This window comes from Thermosporothrix hazakensis, from assembly GCF_003253565.1.
Classification (GTDB): domain Bacteria; phylum Chloroflexota; class Ktedonobacteria; order Ktedonobacterales; family Ktedonobacteraceae; genus Thermosporothrix; species Thermosporothrix hazakensis.
The window spans coordinates 986152-1001130 of record NZ_QKUF01000001.1 but is presented as its reverse complement, the minus strand read 5'-3'; the positions used below and the strand labels follow the sequence as shown (position 1 = coordinate 1001130).

At 52.5% G+C, this 14979-nt stretch carries 10 protein-coding genes and 1 tRNA gene; 4 read left to right on the top strand and 7 right to left on the bottom strand.

The features are described 5' to 3' along the window. Window positions 1-5: 5 nt before the first annotated feature. The 3 genes from EI42_RS04280 to sufB all read right to left on the bottom strand — a co-directional run bounded on the left by EI42_RS04280 (window position 6) and on the right by sufB (window position 4025). Window positions 6-1940, bottom strand: coding sequence for a protein kinase domain-containing protein (locus EI42_RS04280; RefSeq protein ID WP_111319138.1), 1935 nt, complete (start codon window positions 1938-1940; stop codon window positions 6-8). A gap of 95 nt (window positions 1941-2035) precedes the next feature. Then, window positions 2036-2497: a macro domain-containing protein gene (locus tag EI42_RS04275; protein WP_111319136.1), complete on the bottom strand. Its 462-nt coding sequence runs from the start codon at window positions 2495-2497 to the stop codon at window positions 2036-2038. A gap of 127 nt (window positions 2498-2624) precedes the next feature. Then, a complete protein-coding gene (gene sufB, locus EI42_RS04270; RefSeq protein ID WP_111319134.1) occupies window positions 2625-4025 on the bottom strand; it encodes a Fe-S cluster assembly protein SufB in 1401 nt (466 codons plus the stop codon). Between the two features lie 306 nt (window positions 4026-4331). On the opposite strand from sufB, the gene EI42_RS04265 reads away from it, so the two are divergent. Both EI42_RS04265 and EI42_RS04260 read left to right on the top strand, forming a co-directional pair. Then, a tRNA-Arg gene (locus tag EI42_RS04265) sits at window positions 4332-4404 on the top strand. Window positions 4405-5107: 703 nt separating this feature from the next. Beyond that, window positions 5108-5755 (top strand): hypothetical protein, encoded by a 648-nt coding sequence (locus tag EI42_RS04260; RefSeq protein WP_111319132.1) that lies wholly within the window; start codon window positions 5108-5110, stop codon window positions 5753-5755. Window positions 5756-6481: 726 nt separating this feature from the next. Here EI42_RS04260 and EI42_RS04255 read toward each other — a convergent pair. Continuing rightward, window positions 6482-8863, bottom strand: a complete 2382-nt coding sequence (locus EI42_RS04255) for a serine/threonine protein kinase (RefSeq protein WP_111319130.1) — start codon at window positions 8861-8863, stop codon at window positions 6482-6484. A gap of 416 nt (window positions 8864-9279) precedes the next feature. Here EI42_RS04255 and EI42_RS04250 point away from each other — a divergent pair, with 416 nt between their 5' ends. After that, window positions 9280-11178: a DUF790 family protein gene (locus tag EI42_RS04250; protein WP_111319128.1), complete on the top strand. Its 1899-nt coding sequence runs from the start codon at window positions 9280-9282 to the stop codon at window positions 11176-11178. 13 nt (window positions 11179-11191) lie between these two features. Here EI42_RS04250 and EI42_RS04245 read toward each other — a convergent pair whose 3' ends face one another. Continuing rightward, window positions 11192-11764, bottom strand: a complete 573-nt coding sequence (locus EI42_RS04245; protein ID WP_111319126.1) for a thiamine pyrophosphate-dependent enzyme — start codon at window positions 11762-11764, stop codon at window positions 11192-11194. A 3-nt stretch (window positions 11765-11767) separates the two neighbouring features. Beyond that, on the bottom strand, window positions 11768-12280 hold the full coding sequence (locus EI42_RS04240; protein ID WP_111319124.1) for a thiamine pyrophosphate-binding protein: 513 nt from the start codon (window positions 12278-12280) through the stop codon (window positions 11768-11770). 347 nt (window positions 12281-12627) lie between these two features. On the opposite strand from EI42_RS04240, the gene EI42_RS04235 reads away from it, so the two are divergent. Beyond that, window positions 12628-14700, top strand: a complete 2073-nt coding sequence (locus EI42_RS04235; RefSeq protein ID WP_111319122.1) for an ATP-binding protein — start codon at window positions 12628-12630, stop codon at window positions 14698-14700. Between the two features lie 42 nt (window positions 14701-14742). On the opposite strand, the gene EI42_RS34230 is transcribed toward EI42_RS04235, so the two are convergent. Beyond that, complete coding sequence (locus EI42_RS34230) at window positions 14743-14874, bottom strand: hypothetical protein (RefSeq protein ID WP_282957309.1); 132 nt, start codon at window positions 14872-14874, stop codon at window positions 14743-14745. Window positions 14875-14979: the final 105 nt, after the last annotated feature.

The window sequence follows — 14979 nt, the reverse complement described above, 5'->3', positions numbered from 1 at the left end:
CTTCTTTACCTTTTGGTTACCAGGGCTTGCAGACTCGCCTTGAGTTGCTCATAGGTCTGATAGCGCACGCCCGGGTCTTCGGCCAGCGCCTTACTGAGAATTGCTTCAAACGCTGGCGAGATTGCTTTATTCAGGATGCGCGCCGGTGGGTAGGTTGGGTAGTGTGGCGGCGCGATGTTGGTTACTGCATGATGCATAGTCGCGGCCAGAGCAAAGATGCAGGTTCGTTGATCGAATGGCTTGTCCTGAATTGGCAGATAGGGGGAGATAGCCAGTTTGCGCGTGGTGCGGCGGGGGCCTCCTCCGGGATGAGCTGCCAGAATCGAGGGCGGAAGTGGCACCTGAAAGCCTGTGAGCATGGCTCGATTGCGCTGTTTCTCGATAATGATGTTAGAAGGCGAGATATCATAGTGCCGCAGAGGAGGTGTCTGCTTTTCCAGTGCGATCAGAATATTTAAGATCGAGAACATATACTGAATGGCGTCCTGTTCAGGGATCGGACGCAGCAATTTCAGCAGGCGTTCCTCAATGCTTTCCCCATCAATATAGTTCATCACCAGATAGTAGTGCTGGCCCTCGGCAAAGCGCTGTAGGACCCGAGGTACCAACGGATGTTGCAGGCGCGTGAGGGGTTCGGTCACTCTATCGAAATGCGCGACATCTTTGGCCCGTTGTGCTAAGGGGGTGTCGGCGCACTCCCACCGTTTGAGGATGACTTTCTGCCGCGTTCGCTCATCAAAAGCAATTGCCACCATTGAGCGTGATTCTTCCGAGCGCCTGAGCATGTGTTTGATGATATAGCGGCCCTGGTTCAGGCTGACTCCTGCCAGTGGGCTATAGAGTGCCAGTGCTGAAGGAATAGTCAGGCGGCCACAGGTGGAGCAGCAGCGCTGACCGAAGCGAACCGGCGTCTCACAGTAGGGACAGCGGCGGTTATCATATTCGGTGCCGCAGAAGGCGCAGCGTTGAGCGCCACTGCGATTCTGTTGCCCACAATGACGACAAACATAGCGGAGCAGCGCTGTTTCAACCGCCTCGGTATAGGCGCGAGCGAACAAACTGACGCTGCTATAGCGCTGGCGGTAATCTTTTGCCATCGCTCGCTGCAACACAGCGGAGACCTCAACCGGAATGCGCGGATTCCATTGCTGTGGTGGGGGAGGCGCGGTATGGACGTGGGCCAGCCACATTTCTTCAATCCCTTTATGGACAAATGGTGTTCGCCCCGTCAGGAGCTCATAGCAGCAGATGGCGAGAGCGTATTGATCCGAGTCGCGTCGTGGCGTGCCCTGCCACTGTTCCGGGGGCATATACGCGGCGGTTCCAGTGACTTCGCCCAGGGAGGCATGTGTCTGAGTGCCGAGATGGAGCGTTGTGCCGAAATCGGAGAGGAGTACCTGTCCATTGCGCCCGATGAGCAGATTACCCGGTTTGACGTCCTGATGCACCATTCCGCTATTATGTACATATTGAAGCGCGTCTGCGGTTTGCTGCACATAGGGAACAAGCTCTTCGGCGAAAGCAAGACGGGGAGCGCCATTACTGTTACGGAACAGGTCCAGAATGGTTCGGGGGGCATAGTCAGTGACAAGATAGGGTTGTTCGCTATCCTCTAGCTGGCCAAAGTTATAGACCGGTAGAATATTTGGATGATGCATGGCCGCAATCCGTCGAGCCTCCTGAAAGAAGTTCGCTCTGGATTTGGCTGTAAACTGATCCAGACGCAGGACTTTCAGGGCCAGTACACGGCTGAGTGGAGCCGACTCGCGGATCTTATAGACATAGCCATAGCTCCCGGCCCCAATAAATGAGAGCACCTGATAGGTGCCGATATGAGCGCCGTGGACCAGGAAACCACAACGTGAGCAACTGATAGCTGTATCCGGGTTCTCGTGTCCCCCGCGTGGATTGAGGCAGTAGGCCAAAGAATTGTCTCCCACTTCTATGATTGCTTTCGATATGGTCGGGGTCAGATTCCTTCCCTCTACATCTTACTACGGTTGGTCGGCACTCGGGTTACGCGCTTTGTCTCTGATCAGGGGTACGGTGTGTCCTCATCAGTAATATAGAGAAAAACATCAATATCAAGTGCGCGTAAATAGCGGGCCATCAACGGGCCAACCGTATCCCAGGAGAGTCGCCCGTGCAGGGTGCCGAGTTTGGGAAACGCGATACTGGTGATGCCTTGCTTGCGATAGTGGGCGACGAAGTGGGCAAGGCCCTGTTCAATGATCGAGAGAGTTGAGGGTTGGCGCCAGTGATTTTTTGTCGGAAAATTCAGAATCCAGGGCGTGCTTTCGGTATAGAGGACCGGGCGCCCGATACGCAACCTGCCCGCCGCACAATCCCGCTGATAGGCTTGAAACATCTTCGGGTAGCGTTGTTTGAAGGCGAGAGCAAGCCCTGCCCCCATGACCCCTTTACAATTCACCGGGTTAACAAGCGTCTGCGCTGTTGAGGTAAAGAGATCGCCCTTCATGTAGTATATCGCTGACATATGCCGTCTCCAACTGCAAGACCTGTTTCTTTTAGCATACAGGATGACGGCTGCGGGCTGCAAGGAGCAACAAAAAAAGGGGACCTCTTCACCGAAGTCCCCTTTTTTTGTTTGTTCTGGTTGCGGACTAGCCCACACTACCGGACATCTCAAGCTGGATCAGACGGTTCAGCTCAACGGCGTATTCCATCGGCAGCTCTTTGGTGATCGGCTCGATGAAACCGTTGACGATCAGCGAGTATGCCTCGGACTCATCAAGACCGCGGCTCATCAGATAGAAGAGCTGATCTTCACCGACCTTCGAGACAGTGGCCTCGTGGCCGATCTCGGTCATGTTCTCTTCGACGCGGATGGTCGGGTACGTGTCGGTGCGGGCTTGCTCATCAAGCAGCAGCGCATCACAGCGGACGCTCGACTTCGTGTGATGGGCGCCTGGATTGATGCGGATCAGGCCGCGATAGGAGGAGCGACCAGAGCCCTTCGAGACCGACTTCGACAGAATCTGCGAAGTGGTGTGCGGTGCAAGGTGCGTGATCTTCGCGCCTGCGTCCTGATGCTGCCCATCGCCTGCGAAGGCGACAGAAAGCACGTCACCACGCGCGCCTGGCTCCATCAGCAGGACAGCAGGATACTTCATGGTAACTTTTGAGCCGAGGTTACCGTCAACCCATTCCATCGTTGCGTCACGGTATGCGGCGGCACGCTTGGTCACTAGGTTGTAGACGTTCTTCGACCAGTTCTGAATGGTGGTATAGCGAACGCGTGCGCCCTCTTTCACCTTGATCTCAACAACAGCACTGTGCAGACTATCATCGGTATAGTTAGGAGCCGTACAACCCTCCACATAGTGGACATAAGAACCGGGTTCGGCGATAATCAGTGTGCGCTCGAACTGGCCCATGTTGCGGGCGTTGATACGGAAGTACGCCTGTAGCGGAATCTCAACGCGAACGTTGGCGGGCACGTAGACAAAGCTACCACCACTCCAGACGGCGCTGTTCAGCGAGGCGAATTTGTTGTCGGAAGGCGGAACAATAGTGCCGAAGTGCTCTTTCACCAGATCAGGATACTCGCGCAAGGCGGTGTCCATATCGGTGAAGATCACACCGAGCTTTTCCAGATCCTCACGAACCTTGTGATAGACTGCTTCACTTTCGTACTGTGCGGTCACGCCAGCAAGGTATTTCTGTTCTGCCTGAGGAATACCAAGACGGTCGAATGTCTCTTTGATTTCGGATGGCACGTCATCCCAGGACTTACCCTGCTGGGGCACAGGCTTAATGTAGTAATAGATATCGTCAAAATTAATACCGGACAGGTCAGCGCCCCAGGTTGGCATCGGCCGTCTCTCAAAGAGTTTCAGGCTCTTCAGACGGAAATCCCGCATCCAACTGGGTTCGCCTTTCATCTCAGATATTTGTGCAACGATGCGCTCGTTGAGGCCCTTTTCGGACTTAAACGCATAGTTTTCTGGTACATGGAAACCAGCACTATACGTATCCTGTTCCAGTTCAAATGCCTGACTCATAGATTTCTCCACTTGCTGGCTTAAATCTTCTCTATCAAAAATGGGAAAAGGATTGCTTCCCCTAATCCTTAGTTCTCTACTCGGATTTCAGGTGTATTATAAGTCTTTGAGCGTTGCTTGTCAAGGTGTGTCCGGTGGCCGGGCTAGTGGCTGCTCATCCTCTGGTAGCGAGCCGAGTCTGTATTGCTGAATCTGTCGACCGGGGCAAAAAGTCAGCAGATGCTTGACAGAATGGGGCAGGCATTGCTATTATGATAAAGGGTTTGCCGTTGTTTATCCAGTGTTTTAACGGTTTCCCGGATGGAAGCGCCCATAGCTCAGTGGATAGAGCAACGGTCTTCTAAACCGTGTGTCGCAGGTTCGAATCCTGCTGGGCGCGTTTGTAAGAGAGATGGCTTGTTAAGCCGTTTCTCTTTTTTTTGTGCCCTTGCCATATTCCTGAAAAATCTGCATACCCTTATCTCCATTTCATAAAACCTCCACTGTGGCTTTTAAAAATCGTTACTGAAGCTCGTTACTCTATCCACTGAGTATAAGTGATCACATCAAATTTATAACACTATGTTCTGTCATATTTTATGCCATCTGCCTTTATTTATTTTGCCACTTAGAGGCTTTTAAAGCCACTCTTCACAATGAATGCATCTAGTTTCCAGACAGAGGTACAGAACCAAAGGACTACAGAAGCTAAAGAGCCTCCTGTGACCTGTCTTTAGCAAAAACCTTTGCAGGGAGATGAATACAGGATATCCATATAAGGCTATATAACATCTTATATCGTAAGTATAGGGCGTATAACACGATACTATAAATATAAGAATTTCGTCATAACTATATATCGTATGAGAAAACCTTGGTATAAACGACATGATAAATCTTTAGAGAGGAGGGATCAGACCCTTAATCAAAAAAAGCTGTCTGTAGTTCGCAATGAATCAAGAATCAAAAGCATATAAAAATTACAAAATTCTTTCTATCATAGTAAGTTGTAAAAAAATGCTATGAAATTTCGGTGAGGCTACGTTTAGCATATCAGATCCTTTTTTATTGATTCTTTGAATTAAAGCTTGTGGAGGATATGAATGCAACAACCACCAAATTATCAACCACTTTACCCCCAGAAGAAGACCAACCCTTTTATTGCCTGGTTCAAGCGTTTGTCGGTTCGAGGAAAGGTACTATTCATTGTTGCCTGTGCTGCCTTGCTTTGTACCTGTAGTGGATTTGGATCTTTTGCTAACTCTGGTAGCAAAACGGCGCAAACACAAGCCCAGGCGACAACTCAGCCCACCCAGCAGAAACAGCAACAAGCTGCGCCAACTCCCACGCCTACCAGGAATCTCACTCTAGAAGAGCGAGTGAAAGCGACTGCGACCAGCGTGAAGAAAGATGCTGAGGTGCTTTATTTTCCTGATCAGAAAACGGTTCAGGTCACAACGTATATCGGAGCACAGTGGGATAACAACTCAGCTCGCGATTCGGTCAAGATGGATTGTTTTAGAATGCAGAAGGCGCTGTGGACCGCACAGCCGCCGCTCGGTCTGGAGAGTGTAATTGTTTTTCTACAAGGGGATACCATTGATACATATGGTAAAGAGGCAAGGGAACAGGTCGGAGGCTGTACACTGAAGAGGCCGACCGCTGAGCAATTTGTATGGCAAAATCTAACGTGGCGCACTGCCTGGGATGCGTACGACTTTAAGTCTCTGGCATCTTTCCTGCAAAAATAGGACTGTTCTTCTGGATGCCATAAACGGCCTTGCTGTTTTTCATGTACTTCCATCTGAAGCGAGCCGCAGTTGTTTTGCCGGGATGCGTTTATGTCCCGGCAAATGTATGCCCGAATTTTGGGCAATTTCAGGAACTGTAGAGAGCGCTCATCATAAGATGAGGTTGTATTTAGGAAAGAGGCGGAGTCAGGTACCGATCCCGGAGAACTCCTACCCTTTGTAATGGTGTGATATTGACCTTAGCTGGAGCAGAATAAAAACGTTGTAAAGTAGCTTGTAGAGCCGAATGCTTACAAACAGGTTTTCTAAACCGTATGTCGCAGGTGCTGGGCGCGTTTTTCTATTTTAGCCCGCGCTTGGCGCCAAATAACCCTATAGAACAAATATCAAAACACACTTCTGTAAGGTTTTTTCTTCAGAACTGAATGTCAGATCTCCCATTTTGCGACAATGAAAGCCGGCAATAAGCTCTACAGTTCAGCGGACTTTTGCTTCTTTCTCTCCTTTTCCTATAGTTCCTCCCCCATTGCGAGAGCATTCTGTCTGCCAGAAATAGCCATTATTTCCGGCAGTAGAAGCGTGAAAACGCCCTCAAAACAGAAAGTGCTGATTATTTGGCCAAATCAGTACTTCTTTTTGCCCTTAAAGCGTACCATGAAGTCCTGTATGGTGAGCGGAAAAAAAGAGGCATGGATCCGTTTCTGTCCATGCCTCGGAATGATCCTGCTAGACTTTTTGCAGGGTGAGGGTTGCCAGATACTGGCTCTCGACATACGCCTGATAGGCTCCGGCTGAACCCAGAATCGGCTGTGGGCCCTGATTGGGTGGAATGGTTCGGCCGGCATAAGCGTCAGCCGCGAGCTGTTTCAACTGAAGAGCAACCTTAATCATCTCGGGGCTCTTGATATCCGATGCCTTAATAAGCTGGGTTGCGTAGGTTCGCATCTTCTGGACCCAGTCTTTCAGGTTCGTGATGGCGTTTTCCACGTTGCTTGCATGTTTCATTAACTCCTGATCTGAGCTTGCGACGCTTTTCAGTTGGGTGATCTGCGTGGAGAGCAAATCGAGATAGCCCTGCGTATTATCAATCGTCAGAATGCCGGTCTCGGTCGGTAGCAGGCTTGCTTGTTTTGCAGGGAGATCTCCGCTTTTGTGGGCCATCGTGGAGCCATCAATCAGCTCAATGATGCGCACCGCCTGTCGATATGCCAGTTGATAATCACCGGTGTTCTGAAGCGAGTCGACAATACTGCCTGCCTTATCATTGATCGATTGAAGCGCTTCTCGCATACTGGTTATAGCGCTCTGCTTCTCTGACAGGCCGGGCGTTGCGTAGAGAATATTCTTAATAGAGGGGAAGGCTGCTTGATCGAAGAGCCCTCGGAACACCTCTCGATTGCCCGGTTGTTGTGGCGGATGGTCAGCGTTCTCAAGCGTGATGATCACACCACGCGGTGAGAGCGAGAGCAAGTTCGTGTTCTTTTTGTCGCCGGGATAGAGCAAAGAGCCCTGTTTCTCCTTGAATGTGATCTGACCAAGAGGAAGCTCAGGCTGTGTCATATCCTGCATCTGGAGCCAGGCGAAATAGCCCATCCCATCTGGTGGAGCTTCAATGTTATTCAGTTGAATCCGAATAACATTATTATGCCCAAGTGCATTATCCTGAAAAAAGACCTGTCCGACGAGCGCTGCCGAGGCTGGCGCTTGACCACCACGATTCAGAAAGAGCAGACTGGCTGCACCTCCGCCAAGCAGCAGCAACACGACAAGCACTGCCGCAATAAGGTACAGAGGATTTGTGCGAGCGCGTTGCTTCTGGTGAGCAGGGACGGGATGCAGTGATGAGGTCCGCTGTTCCTGCGTGGGCACGGGAGGCGGCAGGACCGGTGATTGCTGCATCAGTTGTTCCTGCGGCGCAGCCGGGGTTGTGGTGGGTGTTCTGGCACTAACGACTTTTGTTGGCTCGGGTTCGTTTTTGAGCACAGGATTGATGGCCGTTGGCTGCATGGAAATACTGGCCGCCGGGAGTGATCCCGGAGGAGGCGTTTGCTGTGGCGCCTTTTCAACCGGAAGTGTCTGTGATGGCATCTGTGCCGCGGGTAGTGGTGGCAGAGAAGGTGTTGACCCTGTTCGTGTCGTTGAGGGTCGGAAGAGCGGCTGTGAGACGCCGAGTAGTGTTCCCCCCTCGTTGGCTGTTGGGGGCGCAGGCAGTGCCTCAATCTCGCCGGTTCTGGTTACTGGATAGATTGGCCGCAGTGAACAGGCTTCAGCGATGGCGGCAGCCAAATAGGCAGCCTTTGGGTAACGCGAGGCCGGATCTTTGGACATGGCGCGAAGGATGACCTCTGAAAGAGCCCCGGGAATGTTCGGGTTAATCAGGTTTGGCGGTGTGGGCAGTGTGTGTAGATGTTGCATGAGAACCGTGGTCGGCGTTTCTCCACGGAAGGGCTGTACTCCGGTGCAGATCTCATAGAGAAGCGCTCCCAGGGCATAGATGTCACTGCGTGCGCTCGGAGCTTCTCCACGTGCTTGCTCGGGTGAAAGATAAAAGGGTGTATGAGCATTAATAGGCATATTGAGCAAGCGAACCAGGCCTAGATCTGCTACATAGGGTTCACCTGCCTCAAAATGTGTTGTATTCTGTTGGTGAAGTAAAATATTTCGCGGTGTAATATTTCCATGCGCAATGCCGCGCCGATGCGCGTAATCAAGCGCAGAACCAATACAGGCGAATAAATAGACAATCTGGGGCACAGGCGGAAAGATGCCACGATGTGATGTTTTTCCCAGATAGGCATGGAGCGTCATGCCCGGGATATAGTCCATCACCAAATAGGCAAAAAGAGTGTTTGTCTCTACCGAGCGATACACGTTTAGATCAGTGACTGGCACCAGATTGGCGTGCTGCAACGTTATCAGAGCTTGTCCATTCTCTCGAAAATGCGTAAAGAACCGGGGATCGGTCTGTTGTAAATCGGTGTGGAGAATTTTTATGGCGATGTCACGCTGGAGCTGAAGATCTCTCCCCTTCCAAACCTCGCCAATAGTGCCCTGTCCGATACGCTGTTGCAGCTCGTATTTCCCCAGTTGCCTCGGGATTGTGCTCATTGCGACCTCCAATGTGACACTTCGCAAAGGCGTTTTGTTGTAAGCTACGCCAGACTGGCATAGCTGTTTGTTTTGACGACGATAACGAGGGTGAAAAACGCAGAAACGTGCTGAACTGTACGGGGAAAACCGGAGCAGTCTGTGCACTCCTGACTGTTTTCAAGATACAACAAGAAACATCGTAGAACAGCCCATAGCTACCATAGCATAAAAAAACGGCATCTTCAATTATGTTAGGATGCTTATCCTATCCCGTCTTCTCAAGAGGAATGGCAGCCTTGTCGAATGCTCTTTCCTTTTTCTGCTCTCCGCGTGAGAAGAGAAGGAGAGAATGGCGTGCGTGCCTTTGTTCCGCGAGCGCCTGATTCTGTGTTATATACTTGGATGGGAAAGAGACTACTGAGAGAGGAATATGTGTGCGGTTTAGTTTACAGGATGTGAAAAAGACAGTCCAGCGCCGGGGACAAGAGCTATCTGTCTCACTGCATTTTGTGCGCCCGGGAACTCTCACCACCGAGATTCAGAGCCTGATTGCCTATTTTGAACAGCTCCTGGGGCAGACGCAGCGCTCGTTCTCGCTTGACGAGGCACGCAGTTGTATCGGTGATTATCGGCTGGCTTCCTGCCTGATCGCGACGCTAAGCAACTGGTATGTCTGGCGTCAGCGTGAGTGGGGAGCTGTTGTACGGGAGATGCAGGCAAGCCCGGATTTCCTGCGTGACTTCGCGTCCCCGGGACAGCTCCGGTTGGCACTCTATGAATATGTGAATGAGCAGCAGAACGGCTTCCTGACACAGCAGAATCGTCATGCCACGCTGGCAGCGTTTGCCGCGCGCTATCACCTGACGGTTCCGGCACTGGAATATCTGGTGTTGCTGGATAGCGATGAGGAGGCTCTGTTGATCCGAATGACGGAGGCGCCTCCTTCTCCTCAGGATGTGGCGACGCTGTATAATCAATGGGCCTTTGAAGCCGCTCTGTGTAGCGCTTCAGAGGTGCAGTTTGTGCTCGATTGTCGGGCATTCGCGAGCGGGCAGACGAGCGGCAAAACGCGACCAGTGGCAGGTATCGGCACAGTAATCAAACGATTATGTTTTCTGGCGCGGCGGCTCGGCGTCTATTATGAGCTGAGCTATGAGGGGGAGGCTGAACATATGCTGCTCTCCCTGACGCTCTATGGACCGCAGGAAGTAACCGGAGCACCGCAACAGTATGGCTTACGGTTGGCGCGACTTTGCCGCCTGCTGTTGCGCTATCAGCAGGGACAGAAGCGCTCAGTGATACAGGCAATCGTTGAGGCAAGCGCGACTGTGCATTTCCTTCAACGACGCTATCTCTTCCGGATGGATTCCCACCTGCTTCGCCTGCTTCCTGCTGGCGAAGGGAACGACGACGAAAATCAGGACACCATTTTCGATAGCAGTGTTGAAGAGCAGTTCGCGGCTGCGTTTCTGGATCTGGCAAGTCGTAAGGGTGTGGAGGGCTGGATGCTGGAACGTGAGCCTGAACCCCTGCTGGTACAGGGCAGTATTTTGATCCCCGATTTTGCCCTGACGCGCGGGCAGAAGCGCCTGTATGTGGAAATTCTGGGATTCTGGACTCCGGCCTATCGAGAGCGGAAGGTGCAGAAACTCTTGCAGCTTCGTGGGCGCGATGACATCGTGCTCGCGATCCCTGAGGAAGCGAAAGAGGCGTTTCAGGTGATCTCGACGTTTTTCCCGATTGTCTATTATAATGGGCAACTTACCGTGACGGATATGCTTCAGGTGTTGCGACAACACTATGATAACTTCTCCGAGCGCATCCTGCACATCCAACCTGAGTCGGTACGGGAGCGCGTGCTTCAGGCCGGATTGATCCCTGAACAGCAGTGCTATGAGCTGCTGCATTGCTATAGTCGTTCCGAACTGATGCAGGCGCAGATCCATGTGACCGACGAGCATATATGCTATCTCCCGGGCATTGGTTTGTGCGCAGTAGCCTGGCAGCAGCAGCTTCTGGCGGAGGCCGTTGTCTGGCTGAAAGAGCATGGCACCGTTCCCCTGTCTGAACTGGTGATCGCTCTCCAGCAGCAATATTCTGTGTTGCAGCCGTGCGAGGAGGCAACAATAGAGGCTCTGCTTGCCTTGCAACCGACTATTCACATCACCCATGATTCAATCTTTGAGGCAACGGTCATGCTACAGGATGGTGAGCCGACCCCGGTTAGCATGGAAAAGCCTGCCGAGCCAGCTCCCAGGCGCAAGAAGCGAGCTGCATCGGCACGCAAGAAGGAAGCACCCGAGCCCCAGGACGGCCTCTGGAATTTTGGCTGAAATCGGATGGCGTTCAGGAGCGACCCCGTGCCTCAAGGAAGCGCCGAAACTGGTCACGGTTTTCCTGCAATGTGATGTCCATAAACAGCGATTGAGGTGGGACGGACTCCACTTTCGCGACAATTGTTGTCAGTGTATTGGTGATCAGTGCTTGCTGAACCTGCGCTTGAAACTCCTCAAGCGTCGAAGCAAAGAAAACAGCAGGAACGCCACTTTCCCGGGCAATTCCAGCCAGGTCGGTTCCTGTGGCTGTCGCCGTGGGAAAGCCACCAATCGAGGCCATATTTTCATTATCAAAGACGATGTGTAACAGGTTTCCAGGCTGGTAGCGGGCCATTGTACTGAGCGTCCCCAGATTCATCAGCAAGGAACCATCGCCATCAAGGACGATTACCTTTTCGGAGGGAAGCGCAAGAGCAATTCCCATACCCAGAGAGGAGGCGAGACCCATTGCATGTTGCAGATAGAAGAAGTTCGGTCGGTGTCCAAGCGCGTAGAGCTCACAGGCCGTTGCCCCCATGATTGTCACCACAATACGCGATTGCAATTCTGGATAGATTGCTCGAAGGGCGTCTGAACGAAGCATGGTTTACTCCTCCCAGAGTAGTTGGCGGGTCAGTAGCACAGCGACAGGTTGCAGCGCTGCGTGTGCAAGCGTCTGTGTGTCTGCGAGGGTGCGCTGTGCGTCAGCGGGTGAGGTCAACAGCGAATAGGGAATGTTGAGCGCACGCAAGACTGGCTCGGTCTTTAGCCCACCCTGGGTCTGCCACGGATCTGTTTCTCCTGATGAGCCACGATAGCTGATCAGCAGCAAGAGCGGAATTTTGTAGAGGAAGGCCAGCGAGACAATCGGATTGATAGCGGCAAGGAAGCCATGATTCTGCACGATAAGGGCTGAGCGAACGCCTGCCAGATACGCGCCGGCAGCGATGCCCACCCCCTCTTCTTCCTTCGCAACCTGGATGAACGTCATTTCCGGGTCATCGTCAATGGAGTTGAGCAGGGGAACTAACCATGTTTCAGGCAGCGCGGCAATCAGTTTGATATCACAGGCCTTGAGTGCCTCATAGAGGCAGCGGGCGTTCTTGCACGAAATTGGCATGCAACCTCCCTGGCAGACAATGGACGAACAAGGAAGAAACAGGGGATATATCTTCATTATACCATAGCTATATCAGATAACATGAAATACGTACTCATTCATGTGCTTGCCTGGAAGCCAGTCGATACATCGGGAGCAGCAGCGCGGCACCTGCTGGAATGCCCTTGCATTCTGTTTGAGCAGCAACTTATACTTCAGATATATGATTCTATATATAGAGAGAACCAGAGAAGAGGAGACAGCACCAGGAGGCCTATGAGCAAGATCAGAAAGCAGGAAAGCATATGAGGTATATGTGAGAGACGTGGTAGCTTGTCTGGTTCCCATCGAAGACGAGGAGGGAATATATGGATAGAGAGCGCCTGGAGGGGCATACTCCCGTAATTCGTATCTATCTACTGGGACAGTGTCGTCTGGAACGATGGAATAGATCAGAGTGGCAGGAGGTACATGAAGCAGCATGGCAACAGCGACGGATTCGTACTTTTCTTGGGTGCTTGCTGAGCGTGCCTTCTCGTATGCTTGGACGAGAGCAAGTAATGGAGGCGCTCTGGCCTGAAACCGATCTGGAGACGGCGGCCAATCGTTTGAATATCACGGTGCATAGCTTGCGCCAACTTCTAGAGCCGGATCTTGCCCGGCCTGCCAATTCCAGCTTGCTGCGTCTGGAACATGATATTTTTCGCTTTGCCTCACAGCAGAGAGTATGGCTTGATGCCGATCATTTTGAGATGCTACTTCAGCAGGCGTTACAGACACAGGAGCCATCCGAACGAGAGAGCCTGCTTGAGGAGGCAATGGCCCTGTATCGGGGTGATTTTCTCCAGGGGGAACAGATCGCTTCATGGGTCACCGTGCGGCGCGAGACCTTGCAGCGGAAATGGTTCGGTGTGTTGCTGGCTCTGGCAGATAGCTATATGGAGAAAGAGGCCTTTGTGCAGGCGCTTGCTCTGCTTGAGAAGCTGCTACAGGCATATCCGGCGCATGAAGCGGCGGCCTGCCGACTAATGCGCGTGCTGGCGTTGCAGGGAAGCCGCACAGAAGCACTGCTTGCTTATCGACGTCTGGAAGCGACGCTGTGGAAATTCTATGGGGCGGAACCGTTGCCAGAAACACGAGCCCTGTATGAGCAACTGCAAAGTAGCGGCCAGATAGGAGCGGTGCATCCGCGCTTACCTTTGCCGGTGGCGCGAGGAACGCGTTGTCATTTTGTGGGCCGGGAATATGAGTATCAGCGTATTCTTGAACAGGCAGACGCTCTTCAGAGCGACAAAGAGGGCTTCCCTCATTCACTGTTTCTCACTGGTGAGCCCGGCATTGGAAAGACGCGACTGGCAGAAGAGGTCAGTCGGGCGCTGAGCGAGCGGGGTTGGGCTATCCTCTGGAACAAAGTCTATGAGCAGGAGCAAACTGTATCCTATCGTCTCTGGATCGATGTATTGCGGCAGTTGAGCGGGCTGGAACAAGTTCAAGGTATGGAGCGAGTGCTGCGAGAGACGCTCTCGGGGCTGTTACTTTCCTCGGCTCCCTCCTGGTCGGCCAGAGTTGCCCGTGAGCGCTTTTCCCTGACCGAAACACTGCTTGAGTGCCTCTATCTGGCAGGACAGAAAGCGCCGATCCTGCTGGTCTTTGATGATCTCCATTATGCTGATCGAGCCAGCATTGAGGTCTTTGCAACTATCGTGCGGCGCGTCTGGTTGCAGCCGGTTTTGCTCCTGGGAACTTGCAATCCGCTCACAGACGGGGAGGAGAATGGGCTACAGATGCTCATTCGAGATTTGCAGGCAGAGCAGCGCGCCTGGCATCTGGAACTGAAGCCGCTTCCGTCTGAGCAGATAGGTCGATTGTTGCGGCGCTGTTCTCCTGCAATTCAGCGTTCTATTCTCGAGTACGCGCATGGGAATCCCTTTTTTGCGATCGAGTTTATACATGCCATTCAAGAGATGGAGCAGCAGCAGGGAGAAAACGAGATTCTCTATACGCTGAAGTTTGGCTCTTTGCCAAGCACTATCGCGGCGGCGGTCGATCTGCGCCTTGAGAAACTGAGCGAGCAGTGCCGGCGGGTGCTCTCGAAGGTAGCGGTACTGGATCATCCTTTTCCATTTGAGCTTGTCGCATTGATGACGCAAGGACAGGGGGGGCTATCACAGATGCTCGAAGAAGCGCTTCAGGCCGGGATCTTACTTGTGGAGAAGCAGGGAGAGCAAGAGCTGTATCGCTTTGCGCATCCATTGTTTGGCAAGCGTTTATATGAGCGGCTTTCGGCGGCGCGACAGGCATCACTTCATCGGCTGGCCGGTGAGGCACTGTCCCGGCTCTATAAGCAGGACGAAGAGGAAGTATGGTGTACGATTTCCTATCATCTGCTTAAAGGAGGACAGAACCCATTTACGCAGCGGGGGAAGCGGGAGGCATCCTGAAAAAAGCCCGCCAGAGCTGGACTCTGACGGGTTTTTTTCGCTTTAGCGTGCCGCGCGGGAGGGTTGCAGTGCAGCTTGCTCACGTACAACCTGCTGCTCGGTGACGGGTGCTGGTGTATCGGGAATGGTAGCCGCAAGGATAGCGCGTGACGTTACCTGAGATGTCGAAGTCACATGTATATGAGAAAGCCTGGCTGCTTCTTGATCTTTATTTCGGAGGGCAAGGAAGGCGAACGTAATGAACCACCCCAGCAAGACAACCAGTAGAACCCATAGAAG